Origin of the sequence: Streptomyces sp. NPDC058674, assembly GCF_042716505.1 — a bacterium.
GTDB lineage: Bacteria > Actinomycetota > Actinomycetes > Streptomycetales > Streptomycetaceae > Streptomyces.
The window spans coordinates 101686-125227 of the sequence record NZ_JBHXSC010000005.1; the positions used below are offsets into that span (position 1 = coordinate 101686).

Below are 23542 nucleotides of genomic sequence, written 5' to 3' on the forward strand. Positions count from 1 at the left end.
ATGAGCCCCGAAATCGCTGGTGTGCTCCAGCTCCTCGTGCTGATCGCCGCACTCGCGCTGGCCCACCGCCCGCTGGGCGACCACATGGCGCGGGTCTACTCCTCCGAGAAGCACTACAAGCCGGAGAAGTGGATCTACAAGGCCATCGGCGCCGACCCGGCCGCCGGGATGCGCTGGCCCGCCTACCTGCGCGCCGTCCTCGCCTTCTCGGCCGTGAGCGTCCTGTTCCTCTACCTGATGCAGCGTCTCCAGGGCGTCCTGCCCGGCTCGCTCGGCTTCGTGGCGATCGACCCGGACCAGGCCTTCAACACCGCCGCGTCGTTCGTGGCGAACACCAACTGGCAGTCGTACTACGGCGAGCAGGCCATGGGCCACGTCGTGCAGACGGGCGGCCTGGCGGTGCAGAACTTCGTCTCGGCGGCCGTCGGCATGGCCGTTGCCGTGGCCCTCGTACGGGGCTTCGCGCGCTCCCGCACCGGTGAGCTCGGCAACTTCTGGGCCGACCTGGTCCGCGGCACCGTCCGCATCCTGCTCCCGATCTCCGTGATCGGCGCGATGGTGCTGGTCGCCTGCGGCGTGATCCAGAACTTCGCCGGCATCCACGAGGTCGGCCAGTTCACGGGCGGTACCCAGCAGTGGAACGGCGGGGCCGTGGCCTCGCAGGAGGTCATCAAGGAGCTCGGGACGAACGGCGGCGGCTACTTCAACGCCAACTCCGCCCACCCCTTCGAGAACCCCATTCCCTTCTCGAACCTCTTCGAGGTCTTCCTGATCCTGCTCATCCCCTTCTCCCTGACCCGCACCTTCGGCCGCATCGTCGGCAACCTGCGCCAGGGCTACGCGATCCTCGCGACCATGGGCATCATCTGGGTCGCCTTCACCGCGCTGATGATGTGGACGGAGTTCGCCCACCACGGCCCGGCCTTCGACGTCGCCGGCGGGGCGATGGAGGGCAAGGAGACGCGCTTCGGGGTCGGCGGTTCGTCGATCTTCGCCGTCGCGACCACCCTCACGTCGACCGGTGCGGTCAACTCCTTCCACTCCTCCTACACCGGCCTCGGCGGCGGCATCACGATGCTGGGCATGCAGCTCGGCGAGATCGCGCCCGGCGGTGTCGGCTCCGGCCTCTACGGGATGCTGATCATGGCGATCATCGCCGTGTTCACCGCCGGCCTGATGGTCGGCCGCACCCCCGAATACCTCGGCAAGAAGATCGGCACCCGCGAGATCAAGTTCGCCGCCTGCTACATCCTCGTCACGCCGGCCCTGGTCCTCGGCTTCACCGCCGCGGCGATGGCCCTGGACACCCCGGCGAACTCGATGACGAACTCGGGGGCGCACGGATTCTCCGAGATCCTCTACGCCTACACCTCGGGCGCCAACAACAACGGCTCCGCCTTCGCCGGACTCAACGCCGACACCCAGTGGTTCAACAGCACCATCGGCCTTGCCATGCTGCTCGGCCGCTTCCTGCCCATGGTGTTCGTGCTGGCCCTCGCCGGTTCGCTCGCCGAGCAGAAGCCCGTCCCGGAGACGTCGGGCACCCTGCGCACCGACAAGCCGCTCTACGCGGGCCTGCTCGTCGGCACGATCCTCATCATCACCGGTCTGACCTACTTCCCCGCCCTCGCGCTGGGACCGCTCGCCGAAGGGCTCGCATCATGAGCACCGCCACACCCACGAGGGCTCCGCACCAGGACGTGCCCACCGGCCACACGCCGGGCGGCGGGCGCGTGGGCGGGGGTCTCTTCGACCCGAAGCAGCTGCTCACGTCCTTCCCCGACGCGGTGCGCAAGCTCGACCCCCGCGTCATGATCAAGTCCCCGGTCATGTTCGTCGTCCTGATCGGCTCGGTGGTCACCACCGTTCTCGCGGTGAAGGACCCCACGGACTGGTTCGGCTGGGCCATCGCCGGCTGGCTGTGGCTCACCACGATCTTCGCGAACCTCGCCGAGGCGGTGGCCGAAGGCCGCGGCAAGGCGCAGGCGGACACCCTGCGCAAGGCGAAGACCGACTCCGTCGCGCGTCGCCTGGGCAAGGACGGCCTGAGCGAGGAGCAGGTCCCGGGGGCGGAGCTGCGCATCGGCGACCTGGTGGTCTGCGAGGCCGGGGACGTCGTTCCCGGCGACGGCGACGTCGTGGAAGGCGTCGCGTCCGTCGACGAGTCCGCCATCACCGGCGAGTCCGCCCCCGTCATCCGTGAATCCGGGGGCGACCGCTCGGCCGTCACCGGCGGGACGAAGGTGCTGTCCGACCGGATCGTCATCAAGATCACGACGAAGCCCGGCGAGACCTTCATCGACCGCATGATCGCCCTCGTCGAGGGCGCCGCCCGGCAGAAGACCCCCAACGAGATCGCGCTGAACATCCTGCTCGCCTCGCTGACGATCGTCTTCCTGCTGGCCGTGGTGACGCTGCAGCCCTTCGCGGTCCACGCGGGCGCCGAACAGTCCATGATCGTGCTCACGGCGCTGCTGGTCTGCCTGATCCCCACCACCATCGGCGCGCTCCTGTCGGCCATCGGCATCGCCGGCATGGACCGCCTGGTCCAGCGCAACGTCCTGGCCGTGTCCGGCCGCGCGGTGGAGGCCGCCGGCGACGTCTCCACGCTGCTGCTCGACAAGACCGGCACCATCACCCTCGGCAACCGCCAGGCCTGCGAGTTCGTCCCGGTCAAGGGCGCCACGGAGGCCGAACTGGCCGACGCCGCCCAGCTGTCGTCCCTCGCGGACGAAACCCCCGAGGGCCGCTCCATCGTGGTCCTGGCGAAGGAGAAGTACGGGCTGCGCGAGCGCCACCAGGGCGAACTGGCGCACGCCGAGTGGATCGCCTTCACCGCCCAGACCCGCATGTCGGGCGTGGACGCGGACGGCAGGCAGACCCGCAAGGGCGCGGCCGGATCGGTCCTCGCCTGGGTCCGGGACCAAGGCGGCCGGGTCTGCGACGACGCCGGCCTCCTCGCCGACAGGATCTCGGAAGCCGGCGGCACGCCCCTGCTCGTCGCGGTCAAGGACAACGAGGGTGCCCGCGTCCTGGGCGTCATCCACCTCAAGGACGTCGTCAAGGAAGGCATGCGCGAACGCTTCGACGAACTGCGCCGCATGGGCATCAAGACGATCATGATCACGGGCGACAACCCGCTGACCGCCAAGGCCATCGCCGAGGAGGCCGGCGTGGACGACTTCCTCGCGGAAGCCGCTCCCGAGGACAAGATGGCCCTCATCAAGCGGGAGCAGGCGGGCGGCAAGCTCGTCGCGATGACCGGCGACGGCACCAACGACGCCCCCGCGCTCGCGCAGGCCGACGTCGGCGTGGCGATGAACACCGGCACTTCGGCCGCCAAGGAGGCCGGGAACATGGTGGACCTGGACTCCGACCCCACCAAGCTCATCGAGATCGTGGAGATCGGCAAGCAGTTGCTGATCACCCGCGGGGCGCTGACCACCTTCTCCATCGCCAACGACGTCGCGAAGTACTTCGCGATCATCCCGGCCATGTTCGCCGTGGTCTACCCGGGCCTGGACAAGCTCAACATCATGGGCCTGGCCTCTCCGGAGTCGGCGATCCTGTCGGCCGTCATCTTCAACGCGCTGATCATCATCGCGCTGGTCCCGCTCGCCCTCAAGGGCGTGCAGTACCGGCCGACCAGCGCCGACAGGATGCTCCGCCGCAACCTCGGCATCTACGGACTCGGCGGCCTCGTCGCCCCGTTCATCGGCATCAAGCTCATCGACCTGCTCCTCTCCCTCATCCCCGGTCTCGCCTGAATTAGGAACGTGCTGATCCCATGAACAACTCCGTCGCGAACGCAGCGCGGCTGATCGGGGCGGGCCTGCGCGCCCTGCTCGTCCTGACCGTGATCTGCGGGGTCCTCTACCCGCTCGCCGTCACCGGGCTCGCCCAGGCCCTGTTCAACGACGAGGCGAACGGCTCCGAGACCAAGGACAAGAGCGGCCGGGTCGTCGGCTCCTCCCTCATCGGGCAGACCTACAACCTGCCCGCGCGGAACCCCGACGACGCCGGGGAAGCGGCCAGGGCGGACCTCAGGTGGTTCCAGCCGCGCCCCTCCCACGGCCTGGGCAGCAACAGCGTCAACACCCGGTACTCGCTGATCCTCTCCGGCGCCACCAACCGCTCCGCCGACAACGGCGCGGTCAACGGGGTCTGCACCGAGGACGCGGAGGAAGGCACCCTCTGCGCCCAGGTCGTCGCCGCCAAGGAAGCCGTCATCGCGGACAACTCCACGGCCGGGTACCAGGTCATGCCGCAGGACGTCCCCGCCGACGCCGTCACCTCCTCCGGCTCCGGCCTCGACCCGGACATCTCCCCCGAGTACGCCGCGCTCCAGGTCCACCGGGTCGCCGAGCAGAACAAGCTCGACGTCCGGCAGGTCGAGAAGCTCGTGGCCGACCACACCACCGGCCGCACCCTCGGCTTCATGGGCGAGCCCCGCGTCAACGTCCTCGAACTCAACGTCGCCCTGAAGGCGCTCTCCGGGAGCTGACGCTCCCCACCGCAGGGACCGGGAGCCGGCGGGGCGCACCGTTCCCCCGGCCCGGGGCCCCGGCCGGGGCCGGCAACGCCCCCGCCGGCTCCCACCGTGCCCGGCCGGCGACGGCGTCGAGCCCGTGGAAATCCTCGGCCCACGGGAACCGCGGCCCCTCGCCGTCCGACTACTGGGACGTGGGGGGCGACACCCGTCGCTCCGCGCGGCTCGGAACGGCGGAAGGGTGTGGGATGGGCGGGCTGGATGTGCGCATGAGGGCGGTCGCCTGTCGGCACGGCCGGGTGGAGGCGGTCTCCGAGGTGGACCTGGAGATCGCCGCCGGTGAGCGCGTGGCGCTGACCGGCACCAACGGTTCCGGCAAGACCACCCTGCTGCGTGCGGTGCTCGGCCTGCACCGTCAGGTGACGGGCTCGATCTCGGTCGGCGGCCGGGACACCGGCACCCCCGCCGAGTGGGCCTGGCGGCGCCGGGCCTGTGCCTGGATTCCCCAAAAGCCGGCCGCGGGCCGTTTCCCCCTGCTCGGCGCCGAGTTGCTCGCCAGCAGCGCAGCCCCCCGGGACGCCGGCGACGCCGCCGCCCGGCTGGGGGTGGGGGCCCTGGTCGAACGCCCGCTGCACACCCTCTCCGGCGGCCAGTTGCAGCGGATGTACCTGGCCCGGGCGATCGGCTGCGTCGCAGCCGGCTCCCAGGTGCTGCTGGCCGATGAGCCCACCGCCGCCCTCGACTTCGACGGGCAGGCGGAGGCGGCGGACGTCCTCACCTCCCTTCCGGTGACCCTGATCGTGGTGACGCACGACCGGGCTCTGGCGGACCGCTGCGACCGCGTACTGGAGATGGCCGCGGGCCGGCTGCGGGAGGTCCGGTGACCCCGGTGCACCTGGCGACCGCCGACCTCGGTGCGCTGCTCCAGCTGCTTCCCGTCCAGCGGGCCGGGCTCGCGCTCCTGCTCGCGGCGATCGGCCTGCCCGTCATAGGCGTGGTCATCGTCGGGCTGGACATCATGCCGGTCCGGTTCGCGATGATGCACGTGGCCCTGCTCGGCATCGCGGTCGGACTGCTGACCGGCCTCGACCCCATGCTGTGCGCGCTCGTCGCCTGCGCCCTGGCCGGAGCGGGAGTCGCCCCGCTCGCCCGGACACCCGACGGGCTGTCCGGCGCCATGGGCCTGCTGATGAGCCTCGCCATCGCCGCCGCGCTGCTGCTGCTCGCCGTGTCGGGGGTCAACGCGTCCGGGGCCTTCGCTCTCCTGTGGGGGTCGATCCTCTCGGTCGGCACGCCCGATCTCATCGTGCTCGGGGTGCTGGCCGTCGTCGTACCGGGCCTGTTCTGGTGGCGGCGGCGCGACATCGGCCTGCTCCTCTTCGACCGTGAGCTCGCCCAGTGCTCCGGCGTCCCGGTCCGGGCTCTGACCGCCGCCCTCCTGGTGCTCGTCGCGGTCGCCGTCGCCGGGGCGATCAAGCTCACCGGCGCCCTGCTCGTCGACGCCCTGACCCTGCTGCCCGCGCTCGCCGCGCGCCGCCTGGGCAGCTCGCTGAAGTCGATCACTCTCTGGGCGGTCGGCATCGGCGTGGCCGTGAACGCGACCGGGTTCGTGCTGGCCCTGTGGCTGGACTGGCCGCCCGGCCCCGTACTCGTCCTGACCGCGGGGGCCCTCGTCCTCGCCGTCCACTTCATCCCCGAACGGAGAATCAGCTCATGGCGCGCACCCGCGTCCGCACTGCTTCCCTCCTCGCACTGAGCGCGGCACTCGCCCTCGTCACCGGCTGCGCAGGCAGCACCGATCCCAAGGCCGCCGACGACACCCCCGCGAAGGCCGGCGCCCCGGCTGCCGGGAAGGACAAGCCCGTGGTGGTCGTGACCACCACCTGGGAGGGCGCGTTCGCCAAGGCGGCCGGTGCCGAAGACGTCAAGGTCATCGTCCCGCAGTCCGTGCACCACGCCCCCGACTACGACCCGAAGCCCTCGGACCTCGCCGCCGTCGCCAAGGCCGACTTCGTGCTCTACGCGCCGTTCGAGCCGTACGCCGCGAAGATCAAGGAGGCCGCCGGCTCCAAGGCGAAATTGGTGGAGGTCAACCTCGACAACGACCCCGACAAGGTCAAGGCCGAGGTCGACAAGCTGGGTGCCCTCTTCGGCACCGCGGACGCCGCAGCGCGCTGGAAGAGCGGCTTCGACACCGAGTACGCGGCGCTGAACAAGGACGTCCAGGCGGGCCGGCCCGGCGGCAAGAGCCCCTCCGTCGTCACCCAGGTCTTCACCGCCTGGGCCGCGAAGCTCGCGGGCGCCACCCCCGTGGGCACCTTCGGGCCCGAGGCCGTCACCCCGGCGCAGCTCGCCGAACTCTCCGCGAAGAAGCCGGCACTCGTCCTGGACAACGCCCACATGTCCACCGGCACGGTCCTGCCCGACTCCGGTGCCAAGCAGGTCAAGATCGTCAACTATCCGGGTGAGGACCTCGACCTGCTGCCGGTCTACCGCAACGCGGCGGCCGAGCTGAAGAAGGCCATGGGCGGCTCCTGACCCGGGCAGCCCCGGGGAGGGCGCCTTGTGCGCCCTCCCCCCTCATGAGCCCGGCAGCCCTCGGCTGCCGGGCTCATCGGTCATCCGGCCTGGGCGAGGGGCGCCGTCCCGGACAAGCCGTGCCGTGTCGGTGACGAGCTCTGCGTCAGGCGTTCCCGCAGGGCCGCCCGGTCCGGCTTGCCCGCCGCAGTCAGGGGTATCTCCGCCACCACGAGGAGACGTTCGGGGTGCTTGCGCCGCTCCAGCCCCCGCGCCGTCAGGTGAGCGCCGAGGACGTCCGGCGTCGGAGCCTGCGGGCCCCGCGTCACCACGCAGGCAGCCAGTCGCTCCCCCATCAGCGGGTCGGGGACGCCGACGCAGACCACGTCCCGTACCTGCGGGTGCGAGCGCAGCTCGCGCTCGACCTCGGCCGGGCTGATGTTGGCGCCGCCGCGGATCACGATGTCCTTCAGGCGTCCGACGACGTGCAGGACCCTGTCGGCGTCGAGGTAGCCGAGGTCGCCGGTGCGAACCCAGCCGTCCGGGGTGCGGTAGAGGACATCGAGGTCGGGGGCGCCCACGTAGCACAGCGGTGTCATGGGGCCCCGGGAGATGATCTCCCCGATGTCGCCGTCGGGCAGCGGTTCGTGGGTCTCGGGGTCGGCGATCCGGATCTCGGCGACCCGGGGGTCGGGGTGGCCCGCCACCACGCCGGACGCGTCGGTGGGAGGCACGGTGTGGGCCAGTCCCGTGTGGCAGTTGACCCCGTCGGCGGAGCCGTAGAGGTTGACGACCGGGCAGCCGAACGCCTTCGCGGCGGCGCCGGCGGTGGCCTCGTCGAGCGGCGCGCCGCCCAGGACCAGCGCGGTGGGGGCCGGCAGGTGCTCGCCCGTCGCGTCGAGGCGTTCGAGCATCATGCGGACCATGGTGGGCACGCCGAGGATGTGGGTGGGCTCGTGCTCGCGGACGGCCGCGAGGGCGGCGTCGGGTGAGAAGTGGTCGAGCAGGACCAGGGTGCCGCCGTGGCGGGCGAGGGTGACGGCGGTGCCGTTGGACCCGAAGGCGGAGGCAAGGGGTACGAGGAAGAGGCAGCGCGGCGGGGCGCCGTCGGGGATGAGTGAGGCAAGGAAGTTCCCGCGCCCGCCGGCCAGCGCGTTGTGCGAGTAGGCGACCATCTTCGGCTCGGCCTCGGAACCCGACGAGACCAGAATCCGCGCCGCGCTGTCGGGATCCGGACGGGCCGGGACGAAACCGCCGGGGTCGGAGCGCATGAGGTCCGACCAGGACGCCGTTCCCCCGGGTGCGGTGCCGGGGCCCACCGCGACGACGTGGCGGAGAGCGGGCAGTGCGCGGGAGAGCGTGTGCAGGTCGGCCGCGTGGTGGAAGTCGCGGTGCTCGACGGCGGCGATGACGGCGGTGGCTTCGGCCCGGCGGAGCAGGCACTCGGCCTCCAGGGTGCCGCGGCCGACGGGGAAGGGCAGGGCGACGGCGCCGAGGGCGGCCAGGGCCAGGTCGGCGATGACGGCGTTGCGGTTGTCGGGCAGTTGCACGCCGACCACGTCGCCCTCGCGTATGCCGAGGTTTCGCAGGCCGGCCGCCAGACATCGCACCTTGCGGTCCAGGGCGGTGTAGCAGAGTCCGCCCTTGGCATCCAGGACGGCCGTGCGGTGCAGGTCGGAGATCTGGCGGGCCCGGAACAGGCTGTAGAGGTCGAGGTCGGGGCAGGTGCCGTCGACCACCCAGGAGCGGCGGAGTTCGGCGGGCAGCAGGTCGTGCAGTGCGACGGTCACGCGAGGCTCCAGGGGTCGGGAACGGCGGGGGCACCGTGCGCGTCACGGCTGATCGAGCCGGCGGAGCGCACGTCGTGGTGCAGGTCGCAGAGGTCGGTGGGGACGGCCGTGGCGGTGTGGCCGTGAGCACTCGGCCGCGCCGGGGCGTCGCTCGTGGAGAGCTCGCGCAGGTCGTACGCGGCCGCGGCCGCGGCGCCGTCGTCGGCAGGGGCGGTCCAGCCGTCGGCCGTCGGCAGCGGGTGCCGGAAACCCGCCTCGAAGCGCGGTGTGTCGAGCGGCCGGACCGTCTGCGTGGTTGCGGGGGACGCCATGCCTCTCCTCTCCCGGCGCGGCGGTGGCCGCCGCCCAGGTCGAACGGAACGCGGGAACTCGGACGGGTACGCACCCGACCAGTTCCTCGGACAGGGAGTCGGACAGCAGTTCCCGAGGGTTCCCGGGAACGAGGAGGAACGCAGTGACGGATGCAGGCACCGCGTACGACGGATCGGCTCGAACCGGACCGCGGATCGTGGAGTTGAGGGAGCGGGTCGACCGGTTCGTCCGTACGCGGGTGATGCCGTCGGAGACGGTGCTGGACGCGGGCGGGAAGGAGGCGACCGCCGCCCTGGCGGAGTTGCGGGCCGAAGCGCGTGCCGCCGGGCTGTGGGCCCTGCCGCTCCCGGCGGACCTGGGCGGCGGCGGCCTGGCCTTCCGTTCGTACGCGGCGCTCGCCGAGGCCGAGGGCGCCAGCGACCACGGGCCCGCCGCACTGGGCTCCGCCCCGCTGCTCGACGTCACCATGCTGGACCGTCACGGCAGCGCCCGGGTGCGCGAGGAGTACCTGAAGCGGCTGGTCGCAGGAGAGATGCGTACGTGCTACGCCATGACCGAACCGGACGTGCCGGGCACCGATCCGCTCCTCACCGGAACCCGCGCCGAGGTTCGGCCCGACGGCAGCTGGTGCGTCAGCGGCCGCAAGTGGTTCACCTCCGGCGCCGCGGGCGCCGACCTCGTCACCGTCATGGCACGCACCGAGGGGACCATCGGCGACCGGGACGGGCTCTCCCTGCTGCTCGTACCGACCCGCTCCCCCGGATTCCGCGTCGTGCGCGAACTACCCGTACTCGGGGCCGCGGGCCAGTACGAGATCGAACTCGACCGGGTCCGGGTGCCCGCCGACCACCTCCTCGGGACGGGCGGCGACGCCCTGGCCATCGCGGGCGAACGGCTCGCGCTCGGCCGTACCCTGCGCTGCCTGCGCTGGCTCGGCCAGGCCCAGCGCGCCTTCCACCTCATGTGTGAACGCGCCGCCACCCGCGGCGGATCGCGCGGCCCGCTGGCCGACCACCAACTGGTCCAGCAGCACGTCTTCGACGCCCTCCTCGCGCTGCGCACCACCCGCCCCCTGGTCCACGAGGCGGTCGCGCTGATCGCGGCCGGACAGGACGCACGGACCGAAGTGGGGCTGGCCAAGGTCGCCGCCGCCCGCATGCTCCAGCAGGTCACCGACTCCGCCATCCAGGTCCACGGCGCCGCCGGACTCGGCCCGGACACCCCGCTGCCGTCGCTGTTCCGCGGCGGACGCGCGGCGCGCATCCTGGACGGCCCGGACGAACTGCACATCACCTCGGTGGCCCGCCGGGTGCTGCGCGACCACGGCCGGGGACGCGGTTCCGCCAGCGGTTCCGCCAGCGGTTCCGCTACACGCGGGTGATGTCGACGAGGTCGTCGAGCGCGGCCAGTCCGAGAGCCAGGAAGAAGTCGCCCCAGATCAGTTCGTGGCGCACCGCCAGGCCCCCGGCCGCGTCGTAGCAGCCGTCCAGCAGCATGCCCGCCGGACGGCCCGAGCCCGGTCCGGTGAGGTGGACGTCGGCCAGACGGCTCAGGATCGCCACGGCCCGGTACGAACAGACCGCGGCCCGGGGGGCCCAGGCACGCGACAGCTTGAGCAGCGCAACGGCGGTGATCGCCGCGGCCGAGGTGTCCACGGGCCCGTTCGGCCGGGACGCCTCGTTGGGCGGGATGATCCGCCCGGTCAGCGCTCCCGCCTGCACCAGCAGTTGCTCGGCGGCGAAGGCGAGCCGCTCCGGCCGGTGGCCGGCCACCTCCGGACGCAGCAGTGCGTCGGCCACGGCCAGGAGCAGCCACGCCTCGCCGCGGCTCCAGCCCGGTGCCGGGTCCTCGCGGGGGCGCCACCCCGTTGCCGCGTCGAACTGCCAGGCGGGCCGCGGCCTGCCGCCGTTCCCCGCTCCCTCCGCGCCGAGACAGAGGTCGAGGTGCCGGTGCAGATGGGCCGCCGCCACGGCCGGCCCCTCGCCCCCGGCACCGGCCAGGAGGGGCACCAGCCCCGGTACGGCGTCCGCGCGGGCCAGGAGCCGGGGACCGCCGAGCGCCGCACCCCAGGGAACGACCCCGGCCTCGGAGTCGTAGGAGTCCAGGCAGGCCCGGGCCGCCGTGTCCCGCAGCGCGGCGGCTTCGGCCGTGTCGACGGCCGGAGCGGTCCCGTACCAGAAGATCAGCCCACGGGTGGCGCTGTCCGCATCGACCCAGGGCGCGAGCCGGGCCGTGCACGCGGCGGCAGCCCGCCGGTGTGCATCCTCCCCGGTGCGCCGGGCCCGCAGCCACAGCAGTCCGGCCCAGAAGCCGCCGGTCCACGAGCCGCGGCCGGTCGTCTTCCACCGACCGTCCCCGGGATCGGCGTACAGCGGAAAGCGGGCTCCGACCTCGGCCTCGGTCACCGTCACCCGGTCGATGACGGCGGTCAGCGCCCGGCCGGCCCAGTCCCCGCCGGTCATGCCGCCTTCCCCGTCCCGGCGCGCCGGTCCCGTACGGCCCAGAGGAACGCGACCGCTCCCGCCGCCGCGAACTCCGCTGCCACCAGCGACCAGCCCGCCCCGTACCGCCCGCTCTGCGCGAGCAGCCCGAACAGGGGCGGCCCCAGCGCGAATCCGGCGAAGAAGCCGGCCGCGACCAGCGCCGAGTCCTGCCCGGCCCGGCCCGGGGCGGCACGCTGCATGACCAGCACCATCGAGACGGCGTTGCCGGAGACGGCGAACACCCCGACGGCGACGGCGCCCGCCCACACCAGCGGGCTCGCCAGGAGCCCGCCGGCCAGGAGGGCGGCCGCGCCCACGGCACCGCAGGCCAGGAGACCCGGCAGCCACTCGGCCCGGCCCGGGCGCGCCGCCTTCGACCATCCGACCCTTCCGACGATCCCCGCGACTCCGAGGACGGCGACCAGGCCGCCCGCCACGTCGGGGCCCAGCGCCAGGCACTGCACCCCGTACAGGGCGAGGAAGGTGTTCACGGAAGCGATACCGGCTCCGAGGAACAGCGAGAAGCCCGCCAGCCAAGCCGCCATCCCCTGCGGAACGAACGACGCGCGGACGGGCGCGGCCGGCGCCGCGGGCGGGTCCGCCGGCAGCGCGCGCAGTGCCCATGCTCCGGCCAGGAGCGCCGCCCCGGCGGCGGTCCACACCGCGCCCCGCCAGCCGAGACCGCTCGCGAGGGCGGCGAGCGGGAGTCCCGCGGCGAACGCCCCCACCTGTACGCCGGACTGCTTGAGGCCGGTCACCGCGCCCCGCCGGGCAGGCGGGACCGCGGCCAGGATCGCCTTGTTGGTGGCGGGGTTGGCCAGAGCCTGCGGGATGCCGCCCAGCGCGACCGCACCCAGCAGCAGACCTGCACCGGGCGCGGCCCCGATCAACGCCAGCGCGAGGGCGGAGACGGCGAGCAGGAGCACCAGCGAGCGCCGGGGCCCGATGCGGTCCACCATCCTCCCGGCGCTCGGGGACAACACGGCGGCCGTACCGAACCCGACGGTGGCCGTCAGCCCCAACACCGTGGGCGAGACGTCCAGTTCCGCCACCAGGCGCGGCCCGAGCGCGCCGAGCAGGAACAACTGCAGCATCGAGAACGCCATGGCGCAGGTGAGGAAGGCGGTCAGGCTCCGGTCCTCCCGGTCCCGCGCACGCGGTGCCGACGCGTTCGCCGCCGTCGTCCCCTCCGCCGCCACAGAAGTCTCCCTTCCCCGGGGGTGGGACTCCACGACCGCCCGGGAAGACAGTCGGGTGGTCCGGCACCCCGGTTCCCCGTCCCCTCTGTGCCGTGCACCACACCGGGGAGGCGGTCTCGTGTGGAGCAGGTTCAGTCCCGGAGCCTGGCCGCCGTCAGGGCGTCCTTGACTTGCCGCACCACGCGAGCCGCGTCCTCGGGGTCGTTCACCACATCGGTGTGGTTCATGTCGACGACGAGGACCTCGCTGGCCGAGTAGTGCTCGTGCACCCAGTCGTCGTAGCCGGACCACAGCGTCCGGTAGTACGCGACGAGGCCCTCGTCCTGCTCGAAATCACGGCCCCGCAACCCGATGCGGTGCAGCACGGTCTCGAAGTCCGCCTTGAGGTAGACCATGAGATCGGGCGCCTTGCGGTAGGGCAGACCGTCGATTTCGCGCATCATCTCGCCGAGCAGTCCCTCGTACACCCGCATCTCGAGGGAGCTGATCCGGCCGAGGTCGTGATTGACCTTGGCGAAGTACCAGTCCTCGTAAATGGACCGGTCCAGGACGTTGTCGCCCTGCTTGTACGCCTCCTTGATCGAGGCGAACCGTGTCTGCAGGAAGTACAGCTGGAGCAGGAACGGATAGCGCTTCGCCTGGATCTCCTCGGGGCTCGCCGTGTAGAAGAGCGGAAGGATCGGGTTGTCGTCCACGCTCTCGTAGAAGACCTCGCTGCGCAGCTCCTTGGCGAGCAGCTCCGCCACGCTCGTCTTGCCGATCCCGATCATGCCTCCGACGCAGATCACCGGCATACCTCGCTTCTCCCTGGGGGTCTTCCGTTCGCGGGCGGGTGGGCTGGACACCCCACGCCACCGAGACGCGTCCCGGCAGCCACCGATTCCCCGAGATCGTCTTGATCGGCGCCATCCGGTCCCGTCGGGACCGAGATCCCGACGCACGCCGCGCTCCCCGTCCGGCCGGCTGGACGAATCGTCCCGCAGGTGCCGCCCACCGCGACGAGCCGTCGCCCCGCGGCCGGCTTGAAGCATAAATGACTGCGCGACTCCGTACGCCCCCGCGCGCCCCTGCACGCCCTCCGCACCCCGAGGCGTCTTATTGCAGACTATGTGCAGGTGCGCATACGGTGCATCATCGGCCGTGGGAGGGCGTGCGCGACTGGCTGGATTCGTACGGCACGACCACACACCCCGCACTGCCCTCCCCACCGGCGGAGGCGTGAAGACCATGCGATCCATCTGCGGTGAGAGGACCACCCATGCCCCGCAACCACTCGAAGTCCGTGCTGTCCGCACTCGCTGTCGGCCTGCTGATATCCGGCTGCGGAGGCGGCACCGCGCCCTCCGCCACCCCCTCGGCGAATCCGCCCGCCAGGGGATTTCCGGTCACCGTCGACAACTGCGGCGTGACCACCACCTACCAGCGTCCGCCGCAGCGCGCCGTCTCGCTGAACCAGCACGCCACCGAGGTCATGCTGTCGCTGGGGCTGGAGAAGTCGATGGTGGGCACGGGCTACCTCGATGACACGATCCTCCCCGAGTACCAGGCCGCCTACGACAGCGTGAAGGTCGTCTCGAAGGAGTACCCGTCCTTCGAGGCGCTCCTGGAGGCCGAGCCCGACTTCGTCTACGGCGGGTGGAGCTCCACCTTCGACGAGAAGGAAGGACGCAGCCGGGCCGCCTTCACCAAGGCCGGGATCAACACCCACCTCAACACCGAGGAGTGCCCCACCGGCCCGGTCAACGCCGCCTCCATGGACGAGGAGATCCGCACGGTCGCCAAGATCTTCGGCGTACCCGAGCGGGCCGAGGAGCGGTTGGGGAAACTGCACGCCACCCTCGACCGGGTCGAGACCCGGCTCACCGGCGTCACCCCGGTCAAGCTCTTCGTGTACGACAGCGGTGACAAGACGGCGTTCACCGCGGGCGGCAAGGGCGTCGGCAACGAGATGATCCGGCGGGCCGGCGGGGTGAACCTCTTCGCCGACCTCGACAAGGCCTTCGGCGACGTCTCCTTCGAGCAGGTGGCGCAGCGCTCCCCCGACGCCGTCGTCATCTACGACTACGGCGACCGATCCGTCGAGGACAAGAAGAAGTTCCTGCTCGCCCACCCGGCGTTGAAGGACGTGCCCGCGATCAAGAACCAGCGGTTCGCGGTCCTCCCGCTGTCCTCCACCGTGCTCGGCGTCCGCATGCCGTCGGCCGTGGAGTCCCTCGCCGGACAGCTCCACCCGGGTCGCGTCCAGTGACCGGTCTGCAAGCGGAGGCGCCCCCCGCGCAGGCCCGGGTCCGCGGGGCAGTCGGCGCACCCGCTCCACCCCGCCCCGGAGCGCCCTACGGTCTGGTGCTGGCCTTCCTCGCGGTCCTGGTGGCCGGCGCCGCCACCGCCGGAGTCGCGGCGGGCTCGATCAGCGTGCCGGCCGAGCAGGTGTGGAGCATCCTGCTGCACAGGATCCACCCGGCGCTCGCCGACCCGACATGGACGCCGGTGCGCGAGACGATCGTCATCGACGTCCGGTTGCCCCGGGTACTGCTGGCCGGTGTGGTGGGCGCGGGTCTTTCGGTCGCGGGGATGGCGTTGCAAGCGCTGGTCCGCAATCCGCTGGCCGACCCGATGCTGCTCGGGGTCTCCTCGGGTGCGTCGGTCGGGGCCGTGTCGGTTCTGGTGCTGAACCTGACGGTGTTCGGTCTGTTCACCCTGCCGGTGGCGGCGTTCTGCGGGGCGTTGGCGGCCCTGGTCGCGGTCTACTTCCTGGCCCGGTCCGGCGGGCGGATGACCACGGTACGGCTGGTCCTCGCGGGCGTGGCCACGGCCGAGGTGCTGTCGGCGCTGGCCAGCTTCCTGATCGTCACCTCCAACGACCCGCACAAGACGCAGTCCGCGCTGCGCTGGATGCTCGGCGGACTGGCCGGCACCACCTGGACCACGGTGTGGGTCCCCGTCGGCGCGGTCCTGCTCGGGACGGCCGTCCTTCTCGGCGTCTGCCGTCCGCTCAACCTCCTGCTCGCCGGGGAGGAGGCCGCCGCGGCCCTCGGCCTGGACGTCCACCGCTTCCGCGGCTCCCTGTTCACCCTGGTCGCCCTGATGATCGGCACCATCGTCGCGGTCAGCGGGCAGATCGGCTTCGTCGGACTGATCATGCCGCACGTGGTGCGCCTGCTCGTGGGCGCCGACCACCGCCGCGCGCTGCCCGCCGCGGCCCTCCTGGGGGCGGCCTTCCTGACCTGCGCCGACCTGGCCGCGCGCACGCTCATGAGCCCCGAGGAGATACCCGTCGGCATCCTCACCGCCCTCGTCGGCGGACCCTTCTTCCTCTGGCTGATGCGACGGAAGGCGGCGCGGTGACGAACCGACCGATAGATGAGCCCGGTTCACTCGCCGCCGAGGGCGTCAGCGTCGTGGTGAACGGCAGAACCCTGGTCGACGGGGCGTCGCTGCACGTGGCGCCCGGCGAGGTGGTGGGCCTGGTCGGCCCCAACGGCGCCGGCAAGTCCACACTGCTGCGTACCTTCTACCGGGCGCAGCGGCCCACGTCGGGCCGGGTCCTGCTGGACGGCGAGGACATCTGGCGGATGCCGGGCAAGCGGCTCGCCCGGCGGCTCGCGGCCGTACTGCAGGAGACGTCCGGGGACTTCGAACTGACCGTGTACGACGTGGCGGCGATGGGCCGCACCCCGCACAAGAGGGCCTTCGCCGGCGATGACGCGGACGACCGCGACATCATCACCCGGTCCCTGGCGGAGCTGCACGTCGACGCCCTCGCGCACGTACCGTTCGACCGCCTGTCGGGCGGAGAGAAGCAACGGGTCCTGATCGCCCGCGCACTCGCCCAGCGCACGGGGACCATGGTCCTGGACGAGCCGACCAACCATCTCGATCTGCGGCACCAGCTCGACGCGCTGCGGCTCGTGCGACAGCTCGGCGTCACCGCCGTCGTCGCGCTCCACGACCTGAACCTCGCCGCGGCGTTCTGCGACCGGATCTGCGTCATGGCCGAGGGCCGCGTCGTGGCCACCGGAAAGCCCGAGGAGGTCCTCACGGCCCCGCTCCTGTCCGACGTGTACGAGGTCGAAGCCGAGGTCATCGAGCATCCCCGCACCGGGGTGCCCTTCGTGAGCGTGGTGCCCGGCCGTGAACGGCCGGCCCTCGAGGCGCTGGAGGCGGCGAATCCGGCCGTTCGCGGGGGCTGAGGGACCGGGAAGCGGAGCCGGGCCCCATGATCGGCCGTCCGGCCGGCGTGCGCTGCGCGAGACCCCGCTCGCCACCCCCGCCTACCCGATCGCGCTGACCGTCATCTGGGCCACCGCCGTCCCGGTCCAGGTGGCTCCGTCGCAGTTCAGCGCGTCCTGCCCCTCGCCTTCAAGCGAGTTGCGGGCAGTTCCGGAGCTGGAATCGGAGGGCCTCTCGGAGACGCGACCGCGGATACGGTCCGCGAGAGGGCCGGCCGGCGCAGCGACCCGCTTGGGAGCGGGCGCAGCGGCGGGCGCCGGCTCGGTGGTGGGCGCGGCGACCTGCTTGGGAGCGGGTGCGCTGCCGGCGGCTTCGGCCGCGGTCGGCTGTGCCGGGGCCGCTGCGGGTTCTGGTTCGGGTTCGGGGGTGTCGAGCGGCAGCAGAGTCTGCATCCCGCCGATGGCGACCCGGTCGGCGGGCAGACGGGTAAGTGCGTGGGTGGGGCCTGCGAGGAGGTCGAGGACGGGCATGCCCCAGTGGGCGGCGAGGCGGTCGCAGTCCGTCAACGTCCAGGAGGCTTTGCCGTTCTGTCTGCGGCTGACCTGGCTCTGCGTCAGTCCCAGCGCGGCGCCTAGGCGGACGTCAGCAGGGGCCCCGGAGAATGCGGCTATCTCGGCCCTGGTGAGGCCGAGGACGCAGGCTCGTTTCTGCGGCGAATCGAACCGCCCGCACGGGTGAGTTGTGCCCCAGGGCCTGTTGGGACGGGTGGCTGGCCAGCTACACAGAGGCGATATTCGCCTATCCGCACAGCTGCCCCCTAAGTGGCCGTGCTCTTCCAGGGGCGCGTATGGCCGGGCCGCACGGTCCGGTGCGTGTACGTACGACAGACAGGGGACAGACTGTGACGAATGAAGCAATGCTCACCGCTGAGGCGCGGGAACAGAGGTTGGGGCGGTGGCAGGCGCTGCTGTCCGGAGTGGGCGTGGAGGGGGCTGGGGCGAGCCGTGTGGCCAAGAGCGGCTCGGTGAATCTGCTTTCGGGAGTGTGGTTGCACGCGGCGGCGCGGGCGGAACAGGGCTTGGAGCTGACCGAGCTGGAGCGGTCCATCCTGGCTCCACTGCAGCAGGTGCTGGGCGAGGACGAGGTGGGCGCGATCGGGCGTATCTACCGTGAGCAGCGTTCTGAGGGGCGGTCGGTGGCGATCGTGCCGCAGACGGTCGCCACCCGGAGCCTGTCCGAGGGCTTTGGCCGGGAGAGCTACCTGGCTGCGGTAGCGGAGGTCTTGCCGCGGATCGCCCAGATGCCGAACGTTGCGGTGGTGGACCGGGCCAGGCTCGCCGACGGAGGGAGCGTCGACACGCCGGAGTTCACCGCGGCGCTGGCCGAGTACGGCTACGGCGTCACCACGTTCACTGGCAAGGGCGATGACGAGGCCGACGGCCTCCAGGCGCGTGAACCGTTCCGGGCCAGGCTGGAATGGGACACCTTCTACTGCCACGAGGCGGTTGGCGACCAGGGCGGTGGCAGGGACGAGATCTACTGGACGGCCGCCTCCAACGCCGGGGGCTACACGTTCAAAACGCGTACCACGCACACCGGATCGGTCGAGGAGCGCGATAAGTACCCGATCTACGGGGACTACGTAACCGGCAGCCACGTCTTCTTCGACACCCGCCTGGACGGCTGCGGGACCACGGTGATCACCCTCTGGGAAAAAGACCAGTCCAACGACGAGTGGTACGACGCGCTCGGTACCGCTCTGACAAAGGTCGTCGAGCTGCTGCAGATCTCTGCCAACTTCTCCAGCATCATCCCCAAGCTGGACCTCTACGGTTATGTGCACATGGGCCTGAGCCTTCTTGCCACCTTGTGGGAGCCCCTGCGCAACAAAGACGACCTGGTCCAATCACGCGGCTTCGCCTTCGGCCGGGCGGACATGGCCACCCTCTACAACAGGCCCAACCGCACCATGCCCTGGACGTTCGACCGCAAAGACTATGGCATGGGCCGCTTCTCCCTCAATGTCCGCTACACGGGGGACGAACCCGGCGCCGCCCCCTCGGGCGACGGCAGCCTGATCTCCACTGGCTGGCGCGGTCTGTTCGGCACCATGGCGAGCCATGACATGGACGCTGCCTGCAACGTGCCGAACGACGCCCACAAAGACGTCTACCTGTTCAAGGGCGAGCAGTACCTGAGGTACGACGTGCGGACGGAAGGCGTCACCTCCGGACCCAAGGATATCGCCGAGGGCTTCCCCGGACTGGAGTCGACTGCCTTCACCCGCGGGGTCGACGCCACGTGCGCGGTCCCCGGCAAGTCCACGGATTTCTATCTGTTCGCCGGCGCCATGTACGTCAACTACAACAACCACGAGGACGAGATCAAGTGGGGGCCCAGGAAGATCGCTGAAGCGTTCCCACCACTGGCCGGCACCATCTTCGAACGGGACATCCAGGCAGCCTGCCCCGTCCCCGGCCACGGCACCGACCTCTACCTGTTCAAGGGGGATCAGTACGTGCGCTACAACGCCCACTACGACAGGATCATTCGCGGTCCGCTGTCCATCGCCACCGGCTGGCCGCAGCTGGCAGGCACCACCTTCGCCTCCAACTTGGACGCCGCCTGCGCCGTCCCCAACAGCAGCACGCACGTCTACCTCTTCAAGGGCGATCGGTACACCAACACCAAGGTCTAACCAGTCCGGAGCCGTCACGGGCACGAGGGAAGACGGTGGAGGTGTGGTGGCGATGTCCGGACCCGGCACGAGTGGCCAGTTCCGCTCGGGCATCGCAAACGGCGGCCAAGCACAGCCCGGGCCCGGCTGCCGGCCGCGGCCAGCGCGGGGATCTGATGCACTCGTCGCGCATCGGTGCCTGCGCGGCTGCTTGGGCCAACAGGGCAGAGTCTTGGTAGCCGCGTCCGCCGAGCGGAGCAGTTGCGCAGCGACGGCCGCGGTGTTGACGGGGGCGACGGCCTGATCGACGCCGATCCCCGCCGCGTGGGCGTCGGTGAGGATACGAGTGCCGTGACGTCCTGGACGTAGCGCCGGTCCTCCCGGAGCTGGTGACGGAGGCTAGTGGCGGGGACCGTGGCGGAGTCTTCCCGGTCAGCTCTTTGTCGGAGGCCCTCGACTTTCCCGGCAGGTTGTCGATCTCCTTCTGGGGGTCTCTGATCTCGTCGGCCCAGTGCAGGGTGTGCAAGGTCAGGAGGCTGTTCTCGGCCTTGAGGGCGACCAGGTATTCGTGCTGGCGCATCACCAACGTGGCGGTACCGGCCTTGCCGGTCTTCGCGAGGGCCTGCTCAAGGAGGCTGTAGACCTTGCTGTACTCGGCGCCCCGCGGTCCCAAGCTATAGGTCTTGTCGAAGAAGATCGGGTCCACCTCCGACAGGTCGACGAACCCTGCGATCTCCAGCGAACGGGAGCGGCCCGGCGCGATCTCATCCAGCTCCTTCGGTTCCACCAACACGTACTCGTCGCCGATCTCGTCGCCGATCTCGTCGCCGATCTCGTCGCCGTGCCCCCTCGGCGCGCCGGCCTCCTCGATTTCCCGCGGAGGGCTGGCCGCGCAGTCGAGGTACGGCAGGCGTGCGGCCAGGCGGCGAAGTGGGCGATGAGCTACGACGCCGCACAGCAGCGGGAGCACAAGCTGGGGGCTTAGATCGGGAATCAGCGGAGCAGGGCCGCGACGCTGATGCCGGAGGGGATGGAGCTGCTGTCCACGATCGGGATGTGGTGGTCATAGCGCGTAGGGCAGCGCTGAGCCGTCAGGATTTCCGCCCGGCCCACTGCTTGATGTGGCAGGCCGTTTTCAGCCCCAGGTCGTCAGCTGGTGGCGGAATCGCTCGTCGCGGGCGGCACGGGGTGCGGCGCTGGCCAGGCAGGCCGCTGGCGGTCGGAAGGATGGAGGCTTTGAGGCGATCGTCCGATAAGGACCATGAGCCCTCGCCTCTGATGGTGCGCCACCCCGCGGAATTGGCGCGTCGCGAGGAGTGCGTTGGTGCCAGTACATCAAACGGGTGAATCATCGTTTCCGGTTCCCACCGTATGCGTTTGCAGTCTACCGACTGGCATGTCCCCGCATACGAAGAAGGGCACAGGTGGATGACCGAGGCTGTGGCCGAGGCGGAGCGCGTCCTGCGGGAGTTGGAGCCGTCGGTGGAGCAACTCCTCGAGCGGCACCTGGCCTCCGCCCGTAACTGGTTCCCGCACCAGTACGTGCCGTGGAGTGCGGCACACGACTACGACGGCCCACTGGACGGCACGGCCTGGTCACCGGAGCAGACAGCACTGCCCCGGGCCGTACAGGACGTGCTGGTGGTCAATCTGCTGACCGAGGACAACCTGCCCAGCTACCACTTCGAGATCGCCACCCGATTCGGGCGGGACGGCGCCTGGGGCACCTGGGTGCATCGGTGGACGGCCGAGGAGGACCGGCATGCCTCGGTCCTGCGTGCCTACGTCCACGCCCGCCGCGTCGTGGACCCCATCGCCCTTGAAAATCTACGGATGCGGCACGTCGGCACCGGCTACCGCTCCGGTGCGGCAACGCCCCTGCATGTGCTGGCCTACGTCACCGTCCAGGAACTGGCGACTCGGCAGGCCCACCGGAACGCCGGGGCAGCTTGTGGGGACCGGGCCGGCGAGCAGCTGATGGCGCGGATTGCGGCCGATGAGAACCTGCACATGCTCTTCTACCGGGATTTGTTCGCTGACGCGCTCGCCCTGTACCCCGGCGCGGCGCTCGCCGCCCTGGCCGATGTCCTCGAACACTTCGAGATGCCCGGTGCGACGATCCCTGGCTTCCGGAGGCGGGCGGTGCGCATCGCGGCATCTGGCATCTACAACCTGGATGTCCACCTCGAGCATGTGGTGGCCCCCCTTGTGCGGGCGCTGAAGGTCACCTATCTGGGCGGCCTCGGAGCGGCCGGCGAGCAGGCGCAGGACCGCTTGGGTGCGCATGTGGAGCAGCTCACCGTGCGGGCGGCCCGCGCGCGGGAGCTGTTCGAGCGCATAGAGGCCACGTCGAAGGAAGACCGGTGGTGACTGCCGCGAGCCACCTACAAATGGAAAACCCTTGCAGGAGGAACCAGACATGACCCAAACCGCGTACAACTCCCTTCCTGAGAAGCTTATGGCCCTGGTCCACGAGCAGCTGGGCGGCGAGGCCCAGGCCCGGAACATCACGCCGGACCTCACCTTCGAGAGTCTCGGCATGGACTCCCTGGCCCTGATGGAACTGGTCGTGGCGGCGGAGGAGCGGTTCGGGATCGTGCCCTCCGAAGAGGCAATGGATCTGGCCCCGTCTGCCACCCTCGCCGACGCCGCCCGCGCCTTCGCCGATGCCCGCTGACGTCGTCATCACGGGGCTCGGGCTCGTCACCCCGGCCGGGCACACGCTTGGGGAGAACTGGGCGGCCCTGTGCCGGGGCCGTTCGCTGGCCGCCCGGGACCCCGATCTCGTCGGCCTGCCCGTCGACTTCTCCTGCCAGGTGACGGGCCTCGACGCTGCGGCGGGACTCGGCCCGTCACTGGCCCGGCGGGTGGGACGGTTCATCCAGTTCGCGCTTCTCGCCGCCCGCCGGGCAGTCACCGACGCCGGTCTGCCCAGGGACGTCGGACTCGGCGAACGGGTCGGGGTCGTGCTCGGCGTCGGATCGAATTGCCTGAGCACATACGTCACCGAGTTCGGCCATCTCGGCGCGGACCGGCCGGTGCGCGTCTCGCCGCTCGCGCTGCCGCGCAGCGTGCCGAGCATGGCTGCCGGTGAGGTCGCCATGGACCTCGGCGCCCAGGGCCCCAACTTCACCACCGCGAGCGCCTGCGCCTCTGGGGCGACCGCGATCGGAGTGGCGCGCGATCTGCTGCGGTCGGGAACCTGCGACATCGTGCTCGCTGGCGGCAGTGAATCTGGCCGGTCCCGGATGACGGCCACCTGCTTCACCCGGATGCGCGCGCTGTCGCCACGCCGCGACGAACCCGAGCTGGCCAGCAGGCCGTTCGACGCGGCTCGGGACGGATTCGTCCTCGGTGAGGGAGCTGCCGTCCTCGTTTTGGAACGGGCCGCCGACGCACGCGCCCGGCAGGTGGAGGTGTTGGCTCTGCTGCGCGGTTATGGTGCGGGTTCCGATGCCTACCATCCCGTCGCCCCGCATCCACAGGGCGACGGCGCCGTCCGCGCAATCGTGGCCGCCCTCCAGGACGCGGGGTGCAGCCCTCACGACATCGAGCACGTACAGGCGCACGGCACCTCCACCCCGCTTGGCGACGAGGCGGAAGCCGCAGCCCTGGCGCGTGTCTTCGGCGACACCACGCCTCCAGTCACGGCCTCCAAGGGGGTGATCGGACACTCCCTGGGGGCGGCGGGCGCGATCCAGGCGGCGTACACGGTCCTCGCGCTACGCCACGGCACCGTCCCGCCCACCGCGAACTTCCAGCAGCAGGACGGCAAGCACATGCTGGACATCGTGAGCGGACGGCCTCGTCCGTTCACCACGAACACGGCTGTGAGCTGCGCCTTCGGTTTCGGCGGGCAGAACGCGGTCCTGCTGCTCAGCAGCACATAGCCACCCGCAGCACCG

At 71.3% G+C, this 23542-nt stretch carries 21 protein-coding genes; 14 read left to right on the forward strand and 7 right to left on the reverse strand.

Annotation, left to right across the window (positions count from 1 at the left end; genetic code table 11):
- The 6 genes from kdpA to ACFWU6_RS04555 all read left to right on the forward strand — a co-directional run bounded on the left by kdpA (nt 1) and on the right by ACFWU6_RS04555 (nt 7027).
- Entirely contained in the window at nt 1-1665 is a 1665-nt protein-coding gene (gene kdpA / locus ACFWU6_RS04530) for a potassium-transporting ATPase subunit KdpA (RefSeq protein WP_383978383.1), read from the forward strand.
- Nucleotides 1662-3767 (forward strand): potassium-transporting ATPase subunit KdpB, encoded by a 2106-nt coding sequence (kdpB, locus tag ACFWU6_RS04535; protein ID WP_383978386.1) that lies wholly within the window; start codon nt 1662-1664, stop codon nt 3765-3767. Before kdpA ends, kdpB begins: the two co-directional genes overlap by 4 nt.
- Before the next feature lie 20 nt (nt 3768-3787).
- On the forward strand, nt 3788-4504 hold the full coding sequence (locus tag ACFWU6_RS04540) for a potassium-transporting ATPase subunit C (protein WP_383978388.1): 717 nt from the start codon (nt 3788-3790) through the stop codon (nt 4502-4504).
- Between the two features lie 233 nt (nt 4505-4737).
- Entirely contained in the window at nt 4738-5373 is a 636-nt protein-coding gene (locus tag ACFWU6_RS04545; RefSeq protein ID WP_383807726.1) for a metal ABC transporter ATP-binding protein, read from the forward strand.
- Nucleotides 5370-6245, forward strand: coding sequence for a metal ABC transporter permease (locus ACFWU6_RS04550; protein WP_383978391.1), 876 nt, complete (start codon nt 5370-5372; stop codon nt 6243-6245). The genes ACFWU6_RS04545 and ACFWU6_RS04550 overlap by 4 nt, the downstream gene beginning before the upstream one ends.
- Nucleotides 6203-7027, forward strand: a complete 825-nt coding sequence (locus ACFWU6_RS04555) for a metal ABC transporter solute-binding protein, Zn/Mn family (protein ID WP_383807721.1) — start codon at nt 6203-6205, stop codon at nt 7025-7027. The genes ACFWU6_RS04550 and ACFWU6_RS04555 overlap by 43 nt, the downstream gene beginning before the upstream one ends.
- An 80-nt stretch (nt 7028-7107) precedes the next feature.
- On the opposite strand, the gene ACFWU6_RS04560 is transcribed toward ACFWU6_RS04555, so the two are convergent.
- Together ACFWU6_RS04560 and ACFWU6_RS04565 are read right to left on the reverse strand one after the other, a co-directional pair.
- Complete coding sequence (locus tag ACFWU6_RS04560) at nt 7108-8796, reverse strand: class I adenylate-forming enzyme family protein (protein ID WP_383978394.1); 1689 nt, start codon at nt 8794-8796, stop codon at nt 7108-7110.
- Entirely contained in the window at nt 8793-9107 is a 315-nt protein-coding gene (locus ACFWU6_RS04565) for a hypothetical protein (protein WP_383807717.1), read from the reverse strand. Before ACFWU6_RS04565 ends, ACFWU6_RS04560 begins: the two co-directional genes overlap by 4 nt.
- A gap of 143 nt (nt 9108-9250) precedes the next feature.
- Here ACFWU6_RS04565 and ACFWU6_RS04570 point away from each other — a divergent pair, with 143 nt between their 5' ends.
- Entirely contained in the window at nt 9251-10489 is a 1239-nt protein-coding gene (locus ACFWU6_RS04570; RefSeq protein ID WP_383978397.1) for an acyl-CoA dehydrogenase family protein, read from the forward strand.
- On the opposite strand, the gene ACFWU6_RS04575 is transcribed toward ACFWU6_RS04570, so the two are convergent.
- From ACFWU6_RS04575 to ACFWU6_RS04585, 3 genes are all read right to left on the reverse strand, one after another.
- Nucleotides 10476-11570, reverse strand: a complete 1095-nt coding sequence (locus tag ACFWU6_RS04575) for a sugar ABC transporter permease (protein WP_383978400.1) — start codon at nt 11568-11570, stop codon at nt 10476-10478. The two genes, ACFWU6_RS04570 and ACFWU6_RS04575, sit on opposite strands and share 14 nt — an antisense overlap.
- The gene (locus tag ACFWU6_RS04580; RefSeq protein ID WP_383978403.1) at nt 11567-12790 is read right to left on the reverse strand and encodes an MFS transporter; all 1224 of its coding nucleotides are present in this window, start codon (nt 12788-12790) and stop codon (nt 11567-11569) included. Before ACFWU6_RS04580 ends, ACFWU6_RS04575 begins: the two co-directional genes overlap by 4 nt.
- 131 nt (nt 12791-12921) lie before the next feature.
- Complete coding sequence (locus tag ACFWU6_RS04585) at nt 12922-13584, reverse strand: deoxynucleoside kinase (RefSeq protein ID WP_383807709.1); 663 nt, start codon at nt 13582-13584, stop codon at nt 12922-12924.
- Nucleotides 13585-14048: 464 nt separating this feature from the next.
- Here ACFWU6_RS04585 and ACFWU6_RS04590 point away from each other — a divergent pair, with 464 nt between their 5' ends.
- The 3 genes from ACFWU6_RS04590 to ACFWU6_RS04600 are packed head-to-tail and all read left to right on the forward strand — an operon-like array spanning nt 14049 to nt 16980.
- On the forward strand, nt 14049-15038 hold the full coding sequence (locus ACFWU6_RS04590) for an ABC transporter substrate-binding protein (RefSeq protein ID WP_383978406.1): 990 nt from the start codon (nt 14049-14051) through the stop codon (nt 15036-15038).
- Nucleotides 15035-16135: a FecCD family ABC transporter permease gene (locus ACFWU6_RS04595; RefSeq protein ID WP_383978409.1), complete on the forward strand. Its 1101-nt coding sequence runs from the start codon at nt 15035-15037 to the stop codon at nt 16133-16135. Before ACFWU6_RS04590 ends, ACFWU6_RS04595 begins: the two co-directional genes overlap by 4 nt.
- The gene (locus tag ACFWU6_RS04600) at nt 16105-16980 is read left to right on the forward strand and encodes an ABC transporter ATP-binding protein (RefSeq protein WP_383978518.1); all 876 of its coding nucleotides are present in this window, start codon (nt 16105-16107) and stop codon (nt 16978-16980) included. The genes ACFWU6_RS04595 and ACFWU6_RS04600 overlap by 31 nt, the downstream gene beginning before the upstream one ends.
- An 81-nt stretch (nt 16981-17061) precedes the next feature.
- On the opposite strand, the gene ACFWU6_RS04605 is transcribed toward ACFWU6_RS04600, so the two are convergent.
- Nucleotides 17062-17526: a hypothetical protein gene (locus ACFWU6_RS04605; protein WP_383978412.1), complete on the reverse strand. Its 465-nt coding sequence runs from the start codon at nt 17524-17526 to the stop codon at nt 17062-17064.
- Between the two features lie 350 nt (nt 17527-17876).
- Between ACFWU6_RS04605 and ACFWU6_RS04610 the strand changes: the two genes are divergently transcribed.
- Entirely contained in the window at nt 17877-19658 is a 1782-nt protein-coding gene (locus ACFWU6_RS04610; protein WP_383978415.1) for a hemopexin repeat-containing protein, read from the forward strand.
- Here the strand turns inward: ACFWU6_RS04610 and ACFWU6_RS04615 are convergent.
- On the reverse strand, nt 19624-20607 hold the full coding sequence (locus tag ACFWU6_RS04615) for a Ku protein (RefSeq protein ID WP_383978418.1): 984 nt from the start codon (nt 20605-20607) through the stop codon (nt 19624-19626). The genes ACFWU6_RS04610 and ACFWU6_RS04615 overlap by 35 nt on opposite strands.
- A gap of 458 nt (nt 20608-21065) precedes the next feature.
- On the opposite strand from ACFWU6_RS04615, the gene ACFWU6_RS04620 reads away from it, so the two are divergent.
- From ACFWU6_RS04620 to ACFWU6_RS04630, 3 genes are read left to right on the forward strand one after another with little or no spacing between them, the layout of a single operon-like run.
- Nucleotides 21066-22007 carry an acyl-ACP desaturase gene (locus ACFWU6_RS04620; protein ID WP_383978421.1) on the forward strand — a complete coding sequence of 314 codons (942 nt, stop codon included), beginning with the start codon at nt 21066-21068 and terminating at the stop codon, nt 22005-22007.
- Between the two features lie 49 nt (nt 22008-22056).
- Nucleotides 22057-22314 carry a phosphopantetheine-binding protein gene (locus ACFWU6_RS04625; RefSeq protein WP_383809113.1) on the forward strand — a complete coding sequence of 86 codons (258 nt, stop codon included), beginning with the start codon at nt 22057-22059 and terminating at the stop codon, nt 22312-22314.
- Nucleotides 22304-23527, forward strand: a complete 1224-nt coding sequence (locus ACFWU6_RS04630) for a beta-ketoacyl-[acyl-carrier-protein] synthase family protein (protein ID WP_383978424.1) — start codon at nt 22304-22306, stop codon at nt 23525-23527. The genes ACFWU6_RS04625 and ACFWU6_RS04630 overlap by 11 nt, the downstream gene beginning before the upstream one ends.
- Nucleotides 23528-23542 lie beyond the last annotated feature (15 nt).